This window comes from Streptomyces sp. NPDC086147 (assembly GCF_040702165.1).
In the GTDB taxonomy this organism is placed as follows: domain Bacteria; phylum Actinomycetota; class Actinomycetes; order Streptomycetales; family Streptomycetaceae; genus Streptomyces.
Map to the genome: position 1 here is coordinate 1 of NZ_JBFBJO010000035.1, position 20,257 is coordinate 20,257.

The window sequence follows — 20,257 nt, forward strand, 5'->3', positions numbered from 1 at the left end:
TGGGCGGCCTTCGGCGCGGAGCCCGGCGCGGCGCCGTAGCCCTGCGGCGCGGATCCGGGCGCCCCGCCGAAGGCCTCGGAGGCGAAGCCGTACACGGCGCCGGGCGGCGGGGGCGTTCCGGTGAGGGCCGGCGGTCCGGCGAAGCCCGGCGGCGCCGGGGCCGGGGGCGGCGCCGGTACGGGAGCGGCCGCGACCGGCACGGCCACGGAGCCCGCCGCGGCGCCGCCGAGCAGGGAGGAGGCCGGGACGGGCCGGGGGCCGGCCGCCTCGTACCCGCCGAAGAGGTCGGCGAGGCCCGCCGGGGGCTCGCGCCAGCCGGACGGCGCGGGGGCCGCCTGCCGGCGTCCGATCCGCACCGAACGCAGGCGCGGCAGGTCGGTGCGGCGCCGCAGGTCGGCGGTGGCCAGGGCGAGGCGCACCCCGGTCCAGTCCTCGCCGGTCCGCTGGGCGACCGAGGCGCGCAGCACCAAGCGCCCGCCGTCCTCGTCCCGGCGGTGGGAGAGCCGGTAGGCCGGCACCCAGACGGCGCCCGGCACCCCGTACTCCAGCTCCAGTTCCACTTCCGCCGGAGCCTCCCCGACGGCCGCGCCGTCGAGGGTCAGGACGGCGTGGACGCCGGTCTCGACGTGTTCGGCGGGGGCGTCGGTGGAGGCCCGGTCGAGCCGGTCGAAGGCGACGGAGAGCGCGTGCTCGGCACGGCGCAGCTCCTCCTCCGACTCGGCAAGGCGCGCGTGCAGCCGGGCCAGCCGCCCGTCGACGAAGTCGGCGAGTTCCAGCCAGGCGTCGACCGCGGTGCGGCGGTGCGGGTCCTCGCGCTTGCGGGCCGGAGGGACCGGGTGCAGGCCCTCGACCTCCGCGATCAGGGTCCGCTGCCGGTCCCGGCGTCCCTCGGCCGCCGCGTGCGCGTCGCGCAGCCGCTCGACCTCGCGCCGCAGTTCGTCGGGCGCGCCGCCGTCGAGCGGCTCGGACGCGACCTCCACCCGGGCCTCGGTGACCCGGACGCCGGCGGGGCCCAGGACGCGGGCCCGCAGCGAGCCCGGGTCCAGGGTGCGGGGCAGTCCCGCGACCCGCACCCGCCCGTCCCGGGGCACGACGCCCCGGGCCAGACGGCGGCAGACCGCCCCCTGCGCGTACACCACGACCGAATCGAGGGTCGAACCCCACCTCCGGGCCGTCTCCTCCGACATGCGCCTCGCCCCCTGCCCCGTCCGTCGTACCGGTCGAAGCCTACGCGGACGGGCCGCGCCCCGGTGCCGGGAGGCGTTTCTCAGGCCGCGGGCGTCTCCGCCAGGACCGTCCGCACCTCCTCCGCCAGCGCCTGGAAGTCGCCGGTCGGCGCGGTCGGGTAGCGCCGGTGGTCACGGGCCCAGGCGTCGTCCTTCGCGAACCAGTCGACGGCGACGGGCGCCCGGCCGGTCGCCAGGGCGGTGTCGAGGCTCGCGAAGTACGCGGCCCAGCGCGGCGCGTAGAGGTCGCGGACCAGTCCGTCCCACTCGCGGTTGGCGTAGTCGCGCAGCCCTCCCTCGCTCGGCCCCCGGCCGCCCCAGGTGGTCAGGATCGAGCGCACGTCGTACTCGAGCCGGTCGCGCTCGGCCGGGTCGGCGCCCCGGGAACGGGCGTTCTCCAGCCACGGGCCGAGCATGAAGCGCCGGTCGGAGCCGACGAGCCGGCCGAGCAGCTCCAGGTGGGAGTTCCACTCGCGCACCAGCGTCCGGAAGCGTTCCAGGTCCTCGGCGTCGTGAGCGGCCTTGATCCTCGGCAGCAGCACCCGGCCGCGGTTGGTGAGCGCCTGGCGCGCCACGTCCACGAGGTCGTGGCGGTACGCGTCCGTGGTCCGCAGCGCGGGCGCGACCCGGAGCAGTTCCGACAGCGCCCGCTCCACCGTGGTGGCGTCGTACCGGGAGAAGGGCGGGCTCCAGAGCGCGGCCGTGGTCGCCGTGAGGCTCGGCCGGGCGGCGAAGACGCTGTCCTGCGGGTCGCCCCAGGTCCCCGCGGGCGTGCTGTATGGGCCGAGGCGCAGCTGCTCCCACGCGGCGGCGGCGTGCGGGTCGGCGCCCCCGTAGCGGCGGGCGGCGTAGTCGGCGAACCAGGCCCGCTGGTCGACCGGGCCCGGCTCCCAGGCGAGTTCGGTGAACAGCTCGAACACGGCGGGGTTGCCGCCGGTGGCCTCCGGCAGGTAGGCGATGCCGCGCAGCTTGGAGCCCGGCTTGGTCAGCCAGGTGTGGAAGCGCTCCCCCCACAGGGCGGTGTTGGCGCCGATGCTGGTGTGGCCGCCGAAGTTGGGGATGGTGCCGAAGGCGTAGGGCGTGCTGTTCCACTGCTTCTCGCGGTCGAGGCCGTTGTAGCGGTCGGAGACGCCGTCGACGATCAGGACCCGCTCGCGGTCCACCCCGCTCAGGAGCTTGGGCGTCGGGTTCCGCTGCCAGCCGAGCAGGACCCAGGTGGCACCGGGGTGGGAGGCCTCCAGGGCCCGCTGGACGGCCCCGGCGGCCGCGGCCACGTCGACCCCGCCCGCCGCGCCGCCCTCGTGCAGCAGGTCCATCTTGAACATGTCGCTGTCGCCGAACCGCTCCCGCTGGACCCGGTAGTAGGCGGCGGCGAGCCGGTCGAAGACCGGACCGGTCGGGTTCAGCCAGTCGGGCCGCTCGAACTCCACCCACTTCCCCTGCGGGACGGTGACCGCTCCCGGGTTGCGCTCGGCGAACCCCGGCGGCACCGTGCCGAAGTAGCCCGGCAGGACGGGGGTCATGCCGAGCGAGCGGAGCTGCCGCGCGATCCGGGCGCCGAGCGCGGCGCGGCCCTCGATCAGCTGCTCGGAGACCGGGCCCGCGAAGCCGGAGATGTTCTGCAGCAGCCACCAGGCCTGGTGGCCGGGGGCGGGGATCCAGTCCCGCAGCTCGGCGGCGTCGTAGCCGAACTCCTGGAGGGCCCGGTAGTACGGGTACTCGGCCCCGGTCGGCACGAAGACCTCGTTCACGCCGTGCAGCGCCATCAGGTCGATGTCGCGGCGGTACGTCTCGAAGTCCCGGTAGGCGCCCGAGTAGCCCTCGTCGGTGTCGTTCAGGGCGTAGCGGTGGGGCACGCTGGCCGACCGGGTGAGGGTCCCGGGGACCGCGGGGAGCACGGCGGGCAGCCGGCCGAGGCTGTCGCCCGGCCAGCCGATGTCGACCCCGGCGACCCGCTCCAGGTACCGGCCCGCCCCGGCGAGCAGGGTGGCCGGCGAGGTGCCCCGCACCTGGATCCTGCCCGCTTCGCCGGAGACCTCGAAGTAGTCGCCGGACTCCGGCCTCTCGACGGGGACCAGGGTGAACTGCCGGGCCCGCGAGGACAGCAGGCGCTCCAGGCTCGCCCGCGCGGGCGCCGGGTCGAAGGCGGGCGCGGCGGCGGAGGACGCGGTCCCGCCCCGGGGGGACAGCGCGTCGGGCGCCACCGCCGCCGTGATGACGAGCACCACGAGGACGAGGACGTGACGGCATCGGAGGATCAGGCGACTGCCCATGTGGTTCCCTGCTGGAAGAGGCCGGCGGATCGTCCGACCACTTTCCTACGCGCCCCCTTTCGACGAGGGGAAGCGGAGCGGGGTCCGGCGGGGTCTCATCCATACGGGTGTACACGGCACCCACTGGCGCACGAGGCCGCCGGTGCGGGAGGCCGACGGCGCACGGGGGCACCGGTCGGAAGGCGGACGGTTCACGAGGTCGCCGGTCGCGTGCGGTGCTTCGGCGAAGAGAGGTCAACTCTCCTGTACGCAGCAGTGGTTGACGAATGGTCTGGACCAACCTACGGTCTGCTGGAGCGCGCGCCACCCCCAGGACCCATCCCCCCCACGTCCCAAGGAGCACGCATGCCAGGCCCCAGGATCCCCCGTGTCCTCGGAGCGGGGCTCACCGCCCTGCTCACGGCCGCCGCCCTCGCCGCGCCCGCCGCCGCCGAAGGCGCGAAGCCCGCGCGGACCGCCGTGTCCGCCCCCGCCTCCGGAACCGGAGCGGCCGCCGACACCTGCGCCCTCAAGCCGAAGCCCGCCGGAAAGGTGCTCCAGGGGTACTGGGAGAACTGGGACGGCGCGGCCAACGGCGTCCACCCGCCCTTCGGCTGGGCCCCCATCGACGACCCGCGCTTCGCCGCCCACGGCTACAACGTCATCAACGCCGCCTTCCCCGTGATCCGTTCGGACGGCACGGTGCTGTGGGAGGACGGCATGGACAGCACCGTCCGCGTCGCCACCCCCGCCGAGATGTGCCGCGCCAAGGCGGCCGGGGCGACCGTCCTGATGTCGATCGGCGGCGCCACGGCGGGCATCGACCTGAACTCCACCGCCGTCGCCGACCGGTTCGTCGACACCATCGTGCCCATCCTGAAGAAGTACAACTTCGACGGCATCGACATCGACATCGAGACCGGCCTGGTCGGCAGCGGCTCCATCACCACCCTCTCCACCTCCCAGGCCAACCTGATCCGCATCATCGACGGCGTCCTCGCCCGCATGCCCGCGGGCTTCGGCCTGACGATGGCGCCGGAGACCGCGTACGTCACCGGCGGCAGCGTGGTCTACGGCTCGATCTGGGGCGCCTACCTGCCGGTCATCAAGAAGTACGCCGACAACGGGCGCCTGTGGTGGCTCAACATGCAGTACTACAACGGCAGCATGTACGGCTGCTCGGGCGACTCCTACTCCGCCGGCACCGTCGCCGGGTTCGTCGCCCAGACGGACTGCCTGAACAAGGGCCTGGTGATCCAGGGCACCACGATCAAGGTCCCGTACGACAAGCAGGTGCCCGGCCTGCCCGCCCAGCCCGGCGCGGGCGGCGGCCACATGGCCCCGTCGGCCGTGGCCCAGGCGTGGAACCACTACAAGGGCGCCCTCAAGGGCCTGATGACCTGGTCGGCGAACTGGGACGGCTCGAAGGGCTGGACCTTCGGCGACAACGTCAAGAAGCTCCAGGGCCGCTAGGACCCGACCGCCGGACGGGCCCCGGGCCCGTCCGGCGGCTCAGGGAAAGAGGACCCGGGCGAGGGCGAGGCCGACGAAGACGGCGCCGAGCCCGGCGACGACGGAGGCGACGACGTTCGCCACGGCGAAGAACCGCGCGCCGGACTCGGCCAGCCGCAGCGTCTCGTAGGAGAACGTCGAGTACGTCGTCAGCGCGCCGCACAGCCCGGTCCCGAGGAGCAGCTGTACGGAGTGCCCGGCCGCGCCGGACAGCGCGGCCCCCGTGAGCAGGCCGAGGATCAGGGAGCCCACGACGTTCACGGTGAAGGTGCCCCACGGGAAGACGGTGTCGTGACGGGCCTGGACGGCGCGGTCGGTCAGATAGCGCAGGGGCGCGCCGACGGCGCCGCCGGCGGCCACCAGGAGGGCGTCGTTCACCGCGGGCCCTCCCCGGCGTCGTCGAAGCGCACGGTCTCGACCGGCTCCGGGGTGATCGGCCCCTCGACGCCGAGCTCCTCCAGCCGCGGCAGGAACGCCCGGACGTGCTCCTCGGTGTCGTCGACGAGGACGGTCGGGCGGACCGTCGGATCCGTGCGGAAGGTCATGACGTGCTCCGGTGCGACAGGAGGCGACGCGTGCCGAACGCACCGGCGGCCACCGCCGCCGTCGCGGCGGCGACGGTCGCCACGAGGTACGTGAGCGCCGTGGTGGCGCGGCCCGCGTCGACGAGGCGTTCGATGTCCACGCAGTACGTGGAGAAGGTGGTGAACCCGCCCAGGAACCCGGTCCCGAAGAACGGGCGGAGGAGGGGGTGGGCCGTGAAGACCTCGGTGACGGCGACGAGGAAGACGCCGATCACCAGACACCCGGCGGCGTTCACCGTCAGTGTCGTCCAGGGGAAGGCGCCTGTGGGCGTGGGCCACAGCAGCGACGCCCCGAAACGGGCCAGGGCGCCGAGCGAGCCGCCCACCGCGACGACCGCGAGGGTGCCGCGGCGCGCGCGCCGGGACGCCCGGCGCCGACGGACGTCCGCGGGAGTGACGTCGGGATCGACCGGCTCGGAGGCCGTGGTCTTCGGGGGTTCTTCGGAACGCATGCCTCTCCCTACGCGTGGTCCTCCGCTCGCGCGGATGCGGGCGGGGACGGGTCACGAGTAGGGACCGTTGGCGACAGCGCGTGCCGCGGTTCGGGTACGGCGGGCCCCACCGCCGCGCGACGGCCCGGGGGCGGTCGCGTCTCCAGGATAACGGGCGGCACCGGGACGCCGCCGCCCGGCGCGGGACGGGGAGGAACCGGTGGGATACGGGGAGGGGCGCGCGCGAGCGCCGGTGCGCGGCCGCCGGGAACGGCCGCGCACCGGCTCCCGTCGGACGGGTCAGGCGGTGTGCAGGGTGAGGCCGTAGCGGCCGAGGATCTCGTTCACGGGCTGGAACCAGGTCTCGCCGCCGGAGGAGCAGTTGCCCCAGCCGCCGGAGGTGACGCCCTGGGCCTGGTCGCCGCTGATGAACGCGCCGCCGGAGTCGCCGCCCTCCGCGCAGACGCTGGTCTTCGTCATCTGGTGCACGGCGCCCTGGCTGTAGTTGACCGTCTGGTTCTTGCCGAGGACGGTGCCGCAGTGCCACTTCGTGGTGGAGCCCGAGCGGCAGATCGACGCGCCCACGGGCGCCTCGGCGGAGCCGCGCACCAGCCGGTCCGGGGTGACGCCCCAGCCGAGGACGACCGGTACGGTCCACCAGCCGCTGTGGATGCTCACGTACGCGTAGTCGTCACCGGGGAACGAGGAGCCCTGGAAGGTCCCCATGGCGGAGCCGTCCCAGCCGCGCACCGCCGCTCCGGCCCGGCCGCAGTGGCCGGCCGTCACGAACCCGCCGTGCACGGAGAAGCCGATCGAACAGCGCACGTTGCCGGTGTAGTACGGGTCGCCGCCGACGGTCCCCGCCGCGTAGGTGCGGGGCGCGGTGGCCGTCTCGGTGACGGTGACCGGCCCGTTCGCCCGCGCCTTCTCGACGAAGGCGCGCACGGCGGGGACGTCCCGCTCGGCCCGGACGACCGTGACGGCGACGCTGTTCGTCCTCGGGTCGACGTGCCAGCCGGCCACGCCCTTCGGCGCGGAGAGCCCGTCGAGACGGGCCTTGGCCCGGTCGAGGGCGGCGGCGCTGTGGCGGACCACCCGGGTGTCGGCGCCGAGCGCCCGCACCTCGGCCTCCTCGGCCCGGTCGGTGAGGGCGACGACGAGCCGCCCCGAGGAGGAGTCGAACCACGCGCCTCCGTACGCGCCTCCGGCCGTCTGACGGGCGGCCTTCTCGACCTCCGTCGCGGTCTTCTCGGCGCGCAGCCGCTCCTCGGCCTGTGTCCGGGTCAGGCCGAGGTCCTGCTGGAGGGCGTCGAGCAGTCCGGCCGAGGCGGAGGGGGCGGCGGGCGGCGCGGGGAGCGGAGCGGCGTTCGCCGCCCCGACGTGGGCGGCGCCGAGACCGAGTGCCAGCAACAGGGCCGCGAGGGCGGAGCCCAGGGGAGTGGTGCGTTTCACGAAGCCTCCTGGTGTGGGGGTGTAGAACGCTTGAGAGCGCTCTCACGGAGCGTCGGCCGTTACGCTAGCGTCATTGACTTGGCAGGTCCATACCAAAAACACGCCGACGGTCACCGGTCTCGCGGTGACGGTCCCGGACGCCGACCGCGTGGTGCCGACCGCGTGGCGCCGGCCTTGCGGTGACGGTCGCGCCCGCCCCGAACGCCCGAACGCTCAGATGCCCGGACACCCGAACGGGCCGCCGGTCGTCCGGCGGCCCGTTCCCTCGGAGTCGTGCGACAGGGCCCGGTGGGCCGGGCCCTGTAGGTATGCGGCGGGGCCGAGTGCGCCCCGGGCGCGCGTCAGCCGCGTCGGGGGAGGCGCTTCGCGAGGAACTCCTCGAACGTCACCTTGCCCACGGCCCGCTCCGGCGTCAGGTGTCCGCCCGCCCGGAACCCCCGGTAGGCCTTTCCGGCCAGCGGCACGTTCACCAGGCGGCGGTGCTGACCGATCGCGTCCAGGTACGTCCGGGCCAGCTCCGCGAGCGTACGCACCTCCGGGCCGCCCATGTCCGGCACCCGGCCCGCGGGCTCCCCGGCCGCGAGTTCGGCGAGGCGGGCGGCGACCTCCGCCACCTCGATCGGCTGGTCCGATACGCCGGCGGGAAGCGGCACGACCGGCACCCTGGCCGCGTTGCGCAGGAACTCCACCACCAGGTCGTGGAACTGTGTGGTCCGCAGCACGGTCCACCCGAGCCCGGACCCCTCGATCATCTTCTCGACCGCCAGCTTCGTCCGGTAGTAGCCGAGCGGCACCCGGTCGACGCCGACGATCGAGATGTAGACCAGGTGCCGGACCCCGGCCCGGCGCGAGGCCTCGATCAGATGGCGCGCCGCCCGGTCGTCGCCCCCGCGCGGCGTGCTCGCGCAGTGCACCACCGTGTCCACGCCCTCGACGGCCGCGTCCAGGCCCGTGCCCTCGCGCAGGTCCACCGCGTACGGCCGCGCGTGGCGGCTCAGCACCCGCACCTCGGCGCCGTCCTCGCGCAGGCGCTCGGCGACGAGCCGTCCGAGCGTTCCCGTACCCCCGGTCACCAGGATCGTGGTCATCGTGCTTCTTCCCTCCGCAGGGTGCGCGCTCCCCGGTGGAACGCGTGTCGTCAGCTGAGAACCGGCGGGCCCCCGGAAATGTGACAACCGGCGCCGCACGGCCTCACCCCAGGACGCTTCCCCCGGCGAACTGCCGGCCCGCGAAGGCGAGCTTGTCCGGGTTCATCACGGCCCTCGCACAACTGATGGCGCCGTCGCGCACCTCGAAGGCGGTGACGGCGAGGAGCGTCCCCTCCCGGTGGCTCACGAGCGCGGGCGCCCCGTTGACCTCGGCGAGCGCGACCTCCGTGCCCTCCTCCGTGCGCCGCCCGACGCCCGCGAGGAAGCGCAGCACGGCGTCCCGGCCGACGATCGGGCGCCGGGCCGCCGAGACCCTGCCGCCGCCGTCGCTCCACCAGACGACGTCCTCGGCGAGCAGCCGCTCCAGACCGGCCAGATCGCCCTCGCGCGCGGCGCCGACGAAGGACTCGACGAGCCGGTGCCGCTGCTCCTCCGCCGGTGCGAAACGGGCCTCGGGCCGCTCCAGGCGCCGGACCGCCCTGCCGTACACCTGGCGGCAGTTGGCCTCGCCCAGTTCGAGGACCCCGGCGATCTCGCGATGGGTGTACGCGAAGGCCTCGCGCAGCAAGTAGACGGCCCGCTCCGTCGGGGTGAGCCGTTCGAGGAGCACGAGCAGGGCCGTCGAGACGGCGTCGCGCCGCTCGGCGGACTCCAGGGTGCCGAGCGCGCCGTCGCGGGTGAAGACCGGTTCGGGCAGCCACGGTCCCGCGTACTCCTCGCGCTTCGCGCGGGCCGAGGCGAGCCGGTTGAGGCTGAGGCGGGTGACGACCGTGGCGAGCCAGGCCGCGGGGTGGGCGATGGCCGCGCGGTCGGCTCCGCTCCAGCGGAGGTACGCGTCCTGCACGGTGTCCTCCGCCTCCTCGGCGGAGCCGAGCATCCGGTAGGCCAGGCCGAACATCCTGGGCCGGTGGACGGTGAACTCGGCGGCCGAGGCGTCGGCGCCGTCGTCCGGGGCGAGGGGCTGTGCGGTCTCCGACGTCACGCGGCCAGCCTGCCACAGGGCCCCGGCGGAGGTCGGACACGGGCCCGCCGGGCGGCGCGGGCGTGCGCGGGTCAGTCCGCCGAGACGGCCCCGACCAGGTCGCCCACCTTGCGGTCGGGCAGGGCGCGGGCCACGTCGGCCTGGGCGATGACGCCGACGAGGACGTGACTGTCGATGACGGGCACGCGCCGGACCTGGTGCTCGCTCATGACGTCGAGGACCTCGTCGGCCTCGGCGTCGGCCCGCACGTAGACGATCTCGTCCTGGGCGAGGTCGCTCACCCGGCACTCCGCCGGGTCGAGGCCCTTGGCCACCACCTTCAGGACGATGTCGCGGTCCGTCAGCATGCCCTTGAGCTTCTCGTCGGCGCCGCAGATCGGCAGGGCGCCGACACCGAGCTCGGCCATCTTCCGCGCGGCGTCGCGCACGGTCTCGCTCGCCTTCGCACAGGTCGCGTCCGGCGTCATCATCTCGCGTGCCGTGGTCATGGGGATCACCCGCATCCGTTCCGTGAAAGTGCGGAAAAGTCGACAGAACTACTGGCACGAACGCGCCTGCCCTCCGGCTCCCGGGGAAAACACGCGGGCGGACCCGGGCCGCCGATCCCTCCGCGTTCCGCCCCTGACCTCGCCGTATCGTTGGCCTTGAATATTGCGGAGAGTCACCGGGTGGGGGATGATTCCCGGCCGTGACGATCTTCCTCGCCGTCGTGCTCGGCGTGCTCCTCTCCGTGCTCCACCGCCTCTTCCTCGCCCCCGGGCGGGCCGACCGCTGGGTCGGTGAGCACTTCGTGGCCTCCGACTACGGGCTCGCGCCCCGCGAACAGCTCGACCCGCGCCGCGCCGGCCCGCCCCCGCCGCCGCACCGGCGTCAGGAGCGGCAGGCCGTCGCCGACGCGGCGTGGGGCGGGGACTGGCGGGCCGCCGAGGCCTACGTCCGGGCGGCGGGCGACGACTGGGACGAGCGCTGGTCCCGGACCGAGCTCCTCCAGGAGATCGCCCGCGAGGACGACGCCTGGCTGGACGCGTGGCGCGCGGCCGAGCCCGGCAACTGCGACGCGGCCACCCTCCACGCCGGGATCATGGTCCACCGGGCCTGGGAGATCCGGGGCGGCGGCTACGCCCACGAGGTCCCGACGGACCGGATGAACAGCTTCCGCTCCATGCTCCCGGCCGCGATCGAGGAGGCGCAGCGGGCCGCGCTGCTCGACCCCGCGAACCCGGGCCCCTGGGTCGTCATGGTCACCGCCGCCCGGGGCGCCCAGTACGACCGCGCCCGGTTCCGGCCGCTCTGGGACGGCCTGGTCGCCCGGGCGCCGCACCACTACGAGGGGCACTGGCAGGCCCTCCAGTACTGGTGCGCCAAGTGGTTCGGCAGCGACAGGCTGATGACGCGCTTCGCCCGGAAGGCGGTCCTGAAGGCCCCGCAGGGCAGCCCGCTCGCCGGCATGTACCTCCACGCCCTGAACGAGCTCACCGACCGCCCCGTCTCCACCTTCTCCGTCACGCCCGCGACGAGGGGCCTCCTGAAGCGGGTCGCGGCCTCCCTCGCCGAGGTCGACCCCGACGACGAGCGCCTGCCCGCCCTGCGCCACCTCCTCGCGCACTACATGCTCCGGGCGAGGCTGTACGGACCCGCCCTGGAACAGTTCCGCCTGATCGGCCCGTGGTGCGGCGCCGAGCCCTGGCGCAAGGACGAGGACCCGGCGAAGGCCTTCGAGACCGCCCGGGGCACGGCGGTGAAGCTGTCCCGCGCCCCCGTCGTGTCGACGGTCAAGTCCCACGGAATAGGCCGCTAGGACTCCGGCGACCCGACCGGGGAAATCAGGGAAAGGGATGCGGAGCCCGTACGAGCTCCGCCTCCGTGAGGTCGCGGGACCGGTGGCCGCCCCGGCGGAGGGCCGTGCGCAGCCGGGGCATCAGCAGGGCCCGCTGCCGGTTCCAGCCGAAGTCGATCGGCAGCAGCCCCGGCACCACCGTCGCGACCGTCCGCAGCCCCGCCCGCTCCTGCTCGGGCGTGGTCTGGTCGACGACCACGACGTCGTGGCCCGCCCCGACCAGCTCGTCCACGACCACGGCCACGTCGTCCCGCAGGTCCCCGGTGCGGGGCCGCCCGCCGCTCTCCCACTCCCCGTACACCTCGTCGAACGGACGCGCCTCCGACGGCTCCAGGTACGCGCGCGCGTACGCGGACATCCGGGGCAGCCCGTAGAGCTGCGGATGGTCCTTGAGGTGCCGTACGAGGGAGAAGTCGTCGGCCATCGCCTCCAGCTCCGACCGGCGCTCGGCCGTCTGGCGGGCCAGGTGCGGGAGGTAGCTCAGCACCTCCGACAGGGCGCCCTCGACGGCCGACCGGGGGTCCAGCGAGGCCGCCGCCGCGAAGGACAGCGTGCCCGGACCGCCATCCCGCCGCACGCCCACCACCGTGACCGCCGGGACCGCGAGGTCGATCCGGTTGTCGAAGGCGTGCACGTCGTAGCCCTGGAGCGCGGCCCGCTCCACCATGGCGGCGACCGTGGGGCCGCCGACCGTCGCCAGGTCGATCCGGGGCAGCCGGGCCGCCCCGTACCAGCCGTTCAGGAAGGAGTCCCGCTCGACGAGTTCGAGCAGGCCGCCCAGGACCGCCTCCTCCAGGCAGCCGCCGATGGCGCAGCCGTTGGAGCACTCGAAGACGAAGTCGTCGTCGGCCGTCGGGATGCTGTAGTACACCAGCCGCGACGGCACCAGGACGGGACGCCCGTCCCGCAGCGACCGGCCCCGCTCCCAAGGGATGGGCCGGGCGGGGTCGAAGGGCCTGACCATGGGGTCGTCCCGGTACGTCTCCGGGGCGTACAGACCGCACGCCGCCGGGTCGACCGCCTCGTCCCCCAGCGCGTCGTACGCGGCGACGACCGGCGCCCGGCCGGTGCGCCTGCGGGTCCCCGCGTACCGCTCCAACCCCTCCAGGAACGCCAGTCGGCGGCTGGTGGCGAAGGAGTTCTCCTGACCGCTCCAGGTCACGTCGTGGAGCCCCGCGTACCCCCGGACGAACACGCTCCCGGCCACCGGCGCGGTCGTGGACGAGGTGACGTCCGCCCAGGTACCGGCCCCGAGCGCGCCGCAGACCGGATTGGCCAGGGCGTCGACCGGGAGCGGGTACGAGGAGGCCGACCGCAGCCGGTAGCCATCCGGATCCGGCTTGGGACGCGGTACGAGGCCGAGCGGCGGGCCGCCGTCCCCTCCTCCCGGACCGCAGTGCGGGCAGAGCGGGTCCGCGAGCAGCGGGTACGTCCTGACGAGCAGGTTCGCCAGGTCGACCCGGGTCACCTGCGGCAGGGCGCGGTCCGCCGGGAGCGAGGCGGGCGGCGCCGGGAGCGGCCCGCGCAGCAGGGCCTCGCACAGCGCGGCCACCGTGTCGTGCACGTGCCCGGTCAGCGGCGGCCAGGCGGCGGCCGGGCGGGGCCCGTCCGGGCCGCCGGTCTCCAGGGCGTCCCGCTCGCTCCGGCTGCGCAGCCGCTGCCACCGCAGGGCCAGGCAGCGGCCGCAGGCGGGCGCGCTCCCGTCGCCGCCCCAGGGGCCGAGCAGCACCGCCGAGGCGCTGAGGTGGACGAGGGCCGCCGGCCGTTCGGCGGCCCACGGGTCCGGGGCCCGGCCGCCCCCGGCGCCGACGGCCCCGACCGGCACGACCCGGGGCGCGCCGGCGCCGAACCGCCCGTCCAGGAAGGCCTGGAGGGCGTCGCGGGCCTCCGCCAGCGGCTGCGGGAGCGCGACGGCGGTCATGAGCTCTTCGTCCAGCGGAAGAAGCGCACCGCGACGGCCCCGAAGAGCACGCCGAACACCACGAGTCCCGCGCACCCCACCCCGATGTCGGAGAGGTCGCCGCGGCCGGTCAGGGCGGCCGACACCGCGTCGTTGAGGTAGCGCAGCGGCAGCACCCGCGAGACGTTCCGCAGCCACTCCGGCATGGAGTCGAGCGGGAAGAACGACCCGGAGAGGAACGCCATCGGCAGGATCAGGAAGTTGGCGATGCCCGCGACCGACTCCGGGGTGTCGGCGATGCTGCCGATGATCACCCCGAGCAGCAGGAAGGTCGTGATGCCCAGGACCAGGACCGGGATCAGCAGCGGCCACCGCGAGGCGGGCACGAGCCCGAACCCGGGGAGCATCGCCACCCCGACGAACAGCACCGACTGCACGAGCCCCACGCCGAGCGCGAGGACGTAGCGGGACCCGATGACGGAGGACAGCGGCGCGGGCGACATCCGGATCATCCGCAGGATGTCGTCCGCGCGCCACTGCATCAGGGTGAACGCGATGCCGAACACGGCGGCGTTCGCGACGCCCCAGGAGAGGACCCCGGAAGCGGTGTACGACAGGTAGGAGAACCCGCTCTCCTCGACGGCCTTGCCCCGGAAGACGAGCCCGAAGACGACGAGGAAGAGCAGCGGGAAGGCGAAGGTGAAGAAGACCGTCGTCCTGTCCCGGACCTGGGCGCGGTAGCCCGCCGCGGTCAGCGCGGAGTAGGCGCTCATGCCTGCTGCTCCTGGGTGTTCGGGGCGAGGGGGTCCCGCCGGGCGGTGAGTTCGAGGTAGACGTCCTCGAGGCTGGGCGTACGGGTCTGCACGCCGTCGAGGCCCGTCACGGCGTCGAGGGCGGAGAGCACCTTGCCGGTGGAACGCGTCTCCAGGACGAGGTGCCCGCCCTGCACGGCCACGCCGTCCACGCCGGGCAGCGACCGGGCCCGCTCCTCGTCGATCCGGCCGAGCGGGACGAGCAGCCGGCTGCTCGCGCCGAAGGTGCCGATCAGGTGCTGCGGCGCGTCGGTGACGACGAGCCGGCCGGCCACCAGGATGCCGACGCGGTCGCAGAGCGCCTCCGCCTCGTCCAGGTGGTGCGTGGTGTAGACGATGGTCCGGCCCGCCGCCTTGAGCCCCCGCAGGACCTCCCACAGATCGCGCCGGCCCTCCGGGTCGAGCGCGGCCGTCGGCTCGTCCAGGAAGATCAGCTCGGGGCCGTGGACCAGCGCCGAGGCGATGGCGAGCCGCTGCCGCTGCCCGCCGGAGAGGTCGTCCACCCGGACGCCGTGCCGCCCGCCGAGCCCCACCGACTCCAGGGTGGCGTCGACGGCCGCGCGGTCCGCCCCGAACAGCGCGGCGACGGTCCGCAGGTGCTCGTGGACGGTCTGCCGCACGAAGAACGCGGAGGACTGGGTCTGCACGCCCATGCGCGGCAGCAGGGCGGTGTTGCGCGGCCAGGGCGGCTCGCCGAACACCGAGACCGTGCCGGAGTCGGCCCTGCGCAGCCCTTCCATGATCTCCACCAGGGTGGACTTGCCCGCCCCGTTGGGCCCGAGCAGCCCGAAGAACTCACCGCGCCGGATGCTCAGGGACACCCCGTCGACGGCCTTCCGGCCGCCGTAGCTCTTGGTCACGCCGGTGACCTCGACGGCCGGGGGCGGCCCGGCGGGGTCGGTGGTGGGGGAGGAGCTCATACGGGTACCTCATTCATGAGTTGCGGGTCCTTCACCTTCGGGGCGGGCGTGTCATCGGAGCAGCAGCAGGACGACGACCGCGCAGGTGCCGCCGGCGGCGAGCAGCACCAGGGCGACCGACGCGACCGCGTAGGACGTGTGGACGCGGCGGGCGCGCGGCGGATAGGCGGCGACCGCCTCCCGCCCCCGCCGGCGCAGCGCCAGATAGGTCCGGGTCTCCGGGGCGAGGTGCGTGGTGCCCAGGAGGTGGCTGAGGATCCGGTAGCCGTCGAGCGGCGGCAGCGGGACCAGATTGCCCAGCGCCTGCACGATCCCCACGAAGAGCATCCCGGTGAGCACCGGCCGCGCCGGGTCCGCCGCGTCCAGGAGCGCCCACCAGAGCGCGAGGGGCAGCAGGAGGAGCAGATTGACGTGGGCGCCGGCCGCCGCGACCACCAGTTTCGCCCGGCGCCCCGGCAGGAACGGGTAGTTGTCGACCGTGCAGTACATCATCATCGCCGGGAACCGCCAGCGCAGCCCGATCTCGGTGACCACCCCGCCGTAGTGCCGGGCCGCGACGCCGTGCGCGAGTTCGTGCAGGCAGACGCTGAACCAGAGCAGGACGGCGAACGGGATGAGGACCAGGGGCCGGGCGAGCAGGGCCGCGAGGCCGTCGAGGAGTGCCGCCGGATCCGCGAGCACAGCGACGGTCATCAGCAGGGACGCCGCCGCCAGCGGGAGTTGGACCCACGGCCGCAGCAGCGGCGACAGCAGCCGGTGCAGGCGCCCGGCGGTCCCGTGCGCGTCGGCCACGGTCCGCCGGCTGCCCTTCCAGAAGGTGCCGGTGCGGGCGGGCGGCGGATCCGGCGGGGCCGGATCCGGGGACCCGGCGAGCAGCCCCCGGGCCCCGAGCAGCCCGAGCAGCCGCGTCCACTGCTCCTCGGGGAGCCGGCGGCGGAACCGCTCGGCGTACGCGGCCACGACGTCGTCCACGTCCCGGGTGCCGTCCAGCAGCCCGATGACGAAGTGCTCCCTGGGCCCGACTTCGAACGCGGCGCCGCTCACCGGGTGCTTGACGAGGTGGACGGTGCGCGGGCCGCGCAGCACCGCGGGACCGACCAGCACGCCCGGCCGCATCGCGGGCCGGTAGGCGCGCGCGGCGGAACGGCCCGCGGCGGAACGGTCGTCGCTCGCTCGGTCGACGGCGCTCAAGAGACGCCCCGCTTCCCCTGGTCGGCCTCCCGCAGGACCCTGCCCAGGACGAACGACAGGTACGCCTCGTCCCGGATCGTCACGTGCAGCCGGTTGTTCGTCATGTGCATGTACGGAGAGAGGAGCCGGGGCAGCACCGCCGGCACGTGCGTGACGGGCACGAGGGGAGCCGCGTCCGGGTCCTCGGCGCGCTCCTGGCCGGTGTCCTCGCGAGCCGGCCCCTCCCAGGCGGGGAAGGCGAGTTCGCCGCGCCCGGTGAGGTCCACCACCCGCTCGCGCAGCTCCAGGCAGTGCTCGGCCCAGCGGCGCAGGAACACCGGGAGCCCGGACGGATCGCCGCCCGCCACGGCCTCCCTGATCCGCGCGAACCGCGCCCCGAGGGCGGGCGCCATCCGCTCGTACGTGTGCTCGTACTCGGTGGACCCGATGAAGCCGGTCCCCGGGAACAGCCGGTGCCAGAAGGCGTAGTACGAGTCGAGGTAGTCCGCGAGCCGCTCCTCCTCGGGGAGGAAGCAGCTCGCCATCACCATCATGAGCTGCGCGGACGTCCCCAGCAGCACCGTCCGCAGGTGCAGGTTCATGCTGCGGTACGCCTCCAGGACCAGGTCGCTGGAGTGCCGGAAGTGCCACTCGGCGAGCTCCACCCCGGCGGGGCCGCCGTACTTGGCGTACTCGGGGGCGTACACCTCGTACGAGAAGGAGTTGTTCGGCCGCAGGTTCATCCGTCCGTCCGGGCCCATGTACCTGGCCCGGTCCTCGCCCGGGAACTCGATGTCGAAGAGCGAGTTGTAGAAGTCCTTGAGGAAGCCCGAGTCGACCTCGTAGAGGGCGGGGCGGGACGTCAGGAAGTCCCGGATCGCCTCCTCGGCCCGCCGGCGGACCTCCGCCTCGGCGCCGGGGCCGCTCGGGCGGAGCCGCAGCCGCACGTGCGGCCCCTCCAGCCAGTAGGTGATGAAGAAGTGCCCGGCCAGCAGGCCGTCCCCGGTGAGCCCGTCGACCAGCGGGCGGACGCAGTCGACCAGGAGGGGGCGGGGGTTGGCGGCGTAGAAGACGTGCAGCGCCAGCCAGGGGGAGGGGCCGCCGCCCTCCGGGGCCGGACGGAAGGCCGCGGGCTCGGTCAGTTCGGGCATGACGGGGCGACCTCCGGGCCGGACGACGAAGGAACGGGACGGGACGGGGGAGCGGTACGGGACGGGGAAGCGGTACGGGACCGGTCGGCGGGCCGGTGTTGCGGGGCCGGGCGGGTGGTGAAGGTCTCCACGGCGAGTTCGGCCACGTGCCGACCGCGCTCCGAGGTGACGTGGAGACCGTCCTCGGCGGGCAGCATCTCCTGGAACACCACCCGGACGCCGGGCCTCCGCTCCACCAGGGCGTCGAGCGCGGCCAGGGAGAGCGGGCTGTCGAAGTCCACGTACGCCGGCTTGGCCCCGACCGGCCCCCGGTCCGCCCGGGAGACCGTGGCGAAGCAGCGGTCGGGCAGCCCGTGGGTCCGCCGCCACCGCTGCCAGTCCAGATAGTGCTCCTCCTCGCCCGACCCCGGGCGCGGGACCGGCAGGACCTCCGCGAGCGCGGTCCAGCTCCGCCGGCCCACCACCACGTCCCCGTGCCGGATCCGGGGCCTGCGGGTGACCCCGTCCACGGCCGCGCCCTCCGGCACCCCCGCCCACACGTCGAAGGGGGCCATGGTGCTGGGGGAGAGCAGCAGCAGGGTGCGGGGGATGTCGGGGAGCGCGATCGGCACGAGGTAGCCGAGGTAGACCGGCACGACCTCGCGGTCGAGGCGCCGGGAACGGAGCACCAGCCGCCCGGCCGCCTCGTCGTGCTCGACGTACAGGTCGTCCAGGTGGATCCGGGCCTCCTCGGGCACGGTGCTGGTCTCGCCCGGACAGACGATCTGGTGGTCGGTCAGCCGCCCGTGCAGGTTCAGGTTGCTGCTGACCGGCCCTCCGGTGACCTCCGCGAACACCGCCCCCTCCGGCCGCCGCGCCGCCGTCTCCGCGCGCAGCGCGTCGGAGAGCCCCGGGCTGGACGTCCCGGCCCCGTCGTACAGGTGGGTGAACCGGCTGAAGGGGAAGGAGAGGCCGCCGTACGACTTGTTGAGCACGACGAGGGGCCGGCCCCCGGCGGGCCGCGAGAGCTGGAGGTGGTGGCTCTGCGGGACGAAGTGCCCCGTGAGCGGAGCGAGTTCCCCGGCCGTCTCCGCCAGCAGTCCGCCCGGCAGTTCGACCTCCTCCGCGTCCCGGTCCGCCTCCCGCTCCCACAGGGCGCGCACGCCGCCGTGGAAGCGGCGGCGGGCCCGGTCGAGGGTCCGCATTTCCTCCTGCCCGAGCCAGTTCTCCTCGGGCCGGTACGCGCCGTCCTCGTCGAAGGCGACCCGCCGGGAGGTGAAGGACACGTACTGGTCGAAGAAGTCCTCGTGGAAGTCGTGGACCAGGCCGAGCAGGTCGGCGCAGCGGCCGCCGCGCCCGTAGCGGGCGACGAAGAAGCCGAGCAGGGTGATCCGCTGCGGGAGCGTCAGGTCGAAGAGCGGCAGCACGCCCTCGACGGCCCGCAGCGCCCGGCCGGTCTCCCCGCCCAGCACGCCGGACCCGCAGACCGGGCCGCCGCCCGTGTCGACGTCCTCGTACACCAGCGTCTGCGGCAGGGACGGCTCGGCGGCCCCCAGCTCCCGCTGCACGTCCTGGAGCAGGCTCCGCAGGGCGCCCAGCAGGGCGCGCCGCTCGTCGGCGTCCGCCCCCGGGTAGCGGGCGAGGCAGTCGGCCGGGCCGTCCAGGAGGCCCGCCAGCCGGTCGGCCCACGGCACGCCCAGGGAACGCAGGGCGTCCTGGTAGGAGCGCAGCGGATCGCCGCCGTGCACGTCCGTGCGGAGCACCGGGACCTGCACCATGCCGACGTTCAGGAGGGCCGACGCGTACCGCTCGCACTCCTCGCGGCCGGCCCCGTGCTCGGCCTCCAGCCAGTCCACCAGCTCCCGGTGGCGCACCTTCCCGTCCCGGCCGCCGAGCCACTCCAGGAGCCGGTCCAGGGTGCCGCTGCCGCGCAGGAAGAACAGCCGGTCCCGGACCGCGTCGAAGGTGACGGCGGCCCCGTCGTCGCCCGCCGTCGTCTCGTGGCGCACGTACCGGATGCGGTCGGCGTCCCGCTCCCAGCCCTGCGAGAGGACCACCGGCAGGTCCCGGCGGCGCTCCGGGTCGCCGGTGATCAGCTCGGTCAGCCGGGTCAGCACGACCACGTTGAGCCGCACGCGGCCCGCCCACTCCCCGTCCACGCGCAGATCGGCCCGGTCGTCCGCCGGATCGCCCGAGAAGGAGGCGAGGCCGACGCCGGTGAAGGTGCTGAAGGGGCTGGTCTTGCAGGCCGTGCGGTAGAGGTAGGCGAGCGCGGAACGCTCGATCTTGCGCAGCCGGTTGCCCGGCCTGGGGCTCGTGTCGCGCAGATAGGAGTCGAGGCGCGCGTCGAGGGCGGGCGAGGCGAGCAGCAGACCGCGGCGCAGCCGCTCCTCGGACAGCGCGCGCCGCAACGCGTCCCGGCTCTCCCGGAGTTCGCCGTCGAGCAGCTCCGCGCCGCCGGCCGTCAGCTCCGCGAGCCGCGCCCGGTCCCGCAGCCACCGCGCGGTCCGCTCGCCGGCCTCCGGGTCGAGCCCCTCCACCAGGCGTACGGCGGAGTCCGGATCGGCCGGCAGCCGGTTGTTGAAGATCCGCCGCCGCAGGTCGAGCAGGGCGCGACGCACTCCGGCGTCCCCGTCCCCGTCCCCGTTCTCGTCCCCGGGCGCGGCGGTCGACCCGACCAGGGCGTGCAGGAGGTCGCTGAGCCGCGCCCCCTCGGCGGCGAGGCGCTCCTCCTCGTCCAGGACGGCGTCGGCCCAGCGGCGCGTGCCGGGGCAGCGCAGCCCGTGGACCGTCTCGACCGGGAGGCCGGCCGCGCGGAGCACGAAGCGCCTGCCCGGCTCCCAGTGGGCCTCGGTCCCGTCCCGGGCGTCCGTGGCGCCGGACTCTGTGCGTGTCATGGGG

General features: G+C 74.9%; 17 protein-coding genes. 2 read left to right on the top strand and 15 right to left on the bottom strand.

Going from position 1 to position 20,257, the window contains the following annotated elements; all coding sequences use genetic code 11:
* Positions 1-1,187: DUF4139 domain-containing protein (locus AB0398_RS33125; RefSeq protein WP_366379379.1), on the bottom strand; the 1,187-nt coding region annotated here is incomplete at its 3' end.
* Between the two features lie 80 nt (positions 1,188-1,267).
* Positions 1,268-3,499 carry an alpha-N-acetylglucosaminidase gene (locus AB0398_RS33130; protein WP_366379380.1) on the bottom strand — a complete coding sequence of 744 codons (2,232 nt, stop codon included), beginning with the start codon at positions 3,497-3,499 and terminating at the stop codon, positions 1,268-1,270.
* A gap of 345 nt (positions 3,500-3,844) precedes the next feature.
* Between AB0398_RS33130 and AB0398_RS33135 the strand changes: the two genes are divergently transcribed.
* Positions 3,845-4,951, top strand: a complete 1,107-nt coding sequence (locus AB0398_RS33135) for a chitinase (protein WP_366379381.1) — start codon at positions 3,845-3,847, stop codon at positions 4,949-4,951.
* A 39-nt stretch (positions 4,952-4,990) separates the two neighbouring features.
* Here the strand turns inward: AB0398_RS33135 and crcB (AB0398_RS33140) are convergent, their stop codons facing one another.
* The 7 genes from crcB (AB0398_RS33140) to AB0398_RS33170 all read right to left on the bottom strand — a co-directional run bounded on the left by crcB (AB0398_RS33140) (position 4,991) and on the right by AB0398_RS33170 (position 10,075).
* Positions 4,991-5,368, bottom strand: a complete 378-nt coding sequence (crcB, locus tag AB0398_RS33140) for a fluoride efflux transporter CrcB (protein ID WP_366379382.1) — start codon at positions 5,366-5,368, stop codon at positions 4,991-4,993.
* Positions 5,365-5,535, bottom strand: coding sequence for a hypothetical protein (locus AB0398_RS33145; RefSeq protein ID WP_366379383.1), 171 nt, complete (start codon positions 5,533-5,535; stop codon positions 5,365-5,367). Before AB0398_RS33145 ends, crcB (AB0398_RS33140) begins: the two co-directional genes overlap by 4 nt.
* Positions 5,532-6,026 carry a fluoride efflux transporter CrcB gene (gene crcB, locus AB0398_RS33150; RefSeq protein WP_366379384.1) on the bottom strand — a complete coding sequence of 165 codons (495 nt, stop codon included), beginning with the start codon at positions 6,024-6,026 and terminating at the stop codon, positions 5,532-5,534. Before crcB (AB0398_RS33150) ends, AB0398_RS33145 begins: the two co-directional genes overlap by 4 nt.
* Before the next feature lie 279 nt (positions 6,027-6,305).
* Positions 6,306-7,457: a S1 family peptidase gene (locus AB0398_RS33155; RefSeq protein ID WP_366379385.1), complete on the bottom strand. Its 1,152-nt coding sequence runs from the start codon at positions 7,455-7,457 to the stop codon at positions 6,306-6,308.
* Between the two features lie 341 nt (positions 7,458-7,798).
* Positions 7,799-8,545 (bottom strand): NAD(P)H-binding protein, encoded by a 747-nt coding sequence (locus AB0398_RS33160; RefSeq protein ID WP_366379386.1) that lies wholly within the window; start codon positions 8,543-8,545, stop codon positions 7,799-7,801.
* A gap of 103 nt (positions 8,546-8,648) precedes the next feature.
* Positions 8,649-9,587: an RNA polymerase sigma-70 factor gene (locus AB0398_RS33165; protein ID WP_366379387.1), complete on the bottom strand. Its 939-nt coding sequence runs from the start codon at positions 9,585-9,587 to the stop codon at positions 8,649-8,651.
* Between the two features lie 71 nt (positions 9,588-9,658).
* On the bottom strand, positions 9,659-10,075 hold the full coding sequence (locus AB0398_RS33170) for a CBS domain-containing protein (protein WP_366379388.1): 417 nt from the start codon (positions 10,073-10,075) through the stop codon (positions 9,659-9,661).
* A gap of 200 nt (positions 10,076-10,275) precedes the next feature.
* Here AB0398_RS33170 and AB0398_RS33175 point away from each other — a divergent pair, with 200 nt between their 5' ends.
* Positions 10,276-11,385: a hypothetical protein gene (locus AB0398_RS33175; RefSeq protein WP_366379389.1), complete on the top strand. Its 1,110-nt coding sequence runs from the start codon at positions 10,276-10,278 to the stop codon at positions 11,383-11,385.
* A 25-nt stretch (positions 11,386-11,410) separates the two neighbouring features.
* Here AB0398_RS33175 and AB0398_RS33180 read toward each other — a convergent pair whose 3' ends face one another.
* The 6 genes from AB0398_RS33180 to AB0398_RS33205 are packed head-to-tail and all read right to left on the bottom strand — an operon-like array spanning position 11,411 to position 20,253.
* Positions 11,411-13,345 carry a TOMM precursor leader peptide-binding protein gene (locus AB0398_RS33180; RefSeq protein ID WP_366379390.1) on the bottom strand — a complete coding sequence of 645 codons (1,935 nt, stop codon included), beginning with the start codon at positions 13,343-13,345 and terminating at the stop codon, positions 11,411-11,413.
* Positions 13,342-14,097 (bottom strand): ABC transporter permease, encoded by a 756-nt coding sequence (locus AB0398_RS33185; RefSeq protein ID WP_366379391.1) that lies wholly within the window; start codon positions 14,095-14,097, stop codon positions 13,342-13,344. Before AB0398_RS33185 ends, AB0398_RS33180 begins: the two co-directional genes overlap by 4 nt.
* The gene (locus AB0398_RS33190) at positions 14,094-15,056 is read right to left on the bottom strand and encodes an ABC transporter ATP-binding protein (RefSeq protein ID WP_366379392.1); all 963 of its coding nucleotides are present in this window, start codon (positions 15,054-15,056) and stop codon (positions 14,094-14,096) included. The genes AB0398_RS33185 and AB0398_RS33190 overlap by 4 nt, the downstream gene beginning before the upstream one ends.
* A 51-nt stretch (positions 15,057-15,107) precedes the next feature.
* Positions 15,108-16,247, bottom strand: a complete 1,140-nt coding sequence (locus AB0398_RS33195) for a M50 family metallopeptidase (RefSeq protein ID WP_366379393.1) — start codon at positions 16,245-16,247, stop codon at positions 15,108-15,110.
* Positions 16,244-17,377, bottom strand: a complete 1,134-nt coding sequence (locus AB0398_RS33200; protein WP_366379394.1) for a lantibiotic dehydratase C-terminal domain-containing protein — start codon at positions 17,375-17,377, stop codon at positions 16,244-16,246. Before AB0398_RS33200 ends, AB0398_RS33195 begins: the two co-directional genes overlap by 4 nt.
* On the bottom strand, positions 17,365-20,253 hold the full coding sequence (locus AB0398_RS33205) for a lantibiotic dehydratase (protein WP_366379395.1): 2,889 nt from the start codon (positions 20,251-20,253) through the stop codon (positions 17,365-17,367). The genes AB0398_RS33200 and AB0398_RS33205 overlap by 13 nt, the downstream gene beginning before the upstream one ends.
* Positions 20,254-20,257: the final 4 nt, after the last annotated feature.

Coding starts and splice junctions, on each gene's coding strand:
- AB0398_RS33130 (WP_366379380.1), bottom strand. CDS start 3,499: ATGGGCAGTCGCCTGATCCTCCGATGCCGTCACGTCCTCGTCCTCGTG.
- AB0398_RS33135 (WP_366379381.1), top strand. CDS start 3,845: ATGCCAGGCCCCAGGATCCCCCGTGTCCTCGGAGCGGGGCTCACCGCC.
- AB0398_RS33145 (WP_366379383.1), bottom strand. CDS start 5,535: ATGACCTTCCGCACGGATCCGACGGTCCGCCCGACCGTCCTCGTCGAC.
- crcB (WP_366379384.1), bottom strand. CDS start 6,026: ATGCGTTCCGAAGAACCCCCGAAGACCACGGCCTCCGAGCCGGTCGAT.
- AB0398_RS33160 (WP_366379386.1), bottom strand. CDS start 8,545: ATGACCACGATCCTGGTGACCGGGGGTACGGGAACGCTCGGACGGCTC.
- AB0398_RS33170 (WP_366379388.1), bottom strand. CDS start 10,075: ATGACCACGGCACGCGAGATGATGACGCCGGACGCGACCTGTGCGAAG.
- AB0398_RS33180 (WP_366379390.1), bottom strand. CDS start 13,345: ATGACCGCCGTCGCGCTCCCGCAGCCGCTGGCGGAGGCCCGCGACGCC.
- AB0398_RS33185 (WP_366379391.1), bottom strand. CDS start 14,097: ATGAGCGCCTACTCCGCGCTGACCGCGGCGGGCTACCGCGCCCAGGTC.
- AB0398_RS33190 (WP_366379392.1), bottom strand. CDS start 15,056: ATGAGCTCCTCCCCCACCACCGACCCCGCCGGGCCGCCCCCGGCCGTC.
- AB0398_RS33200 (WP_366379394.1), bottom strand. CDS start 17,377: ATGCCCGAACTGACCGAGCCCGCGGCCTTCCGTCCGGCCCCGGAGGGC.
- AB0398_RS33205 (WP_366379395.1), bottom strand. CDS start 20,253: ATGACACGCACAGAGTCCGGCGCCACGGACGCCCGGGACGGGACCGAG.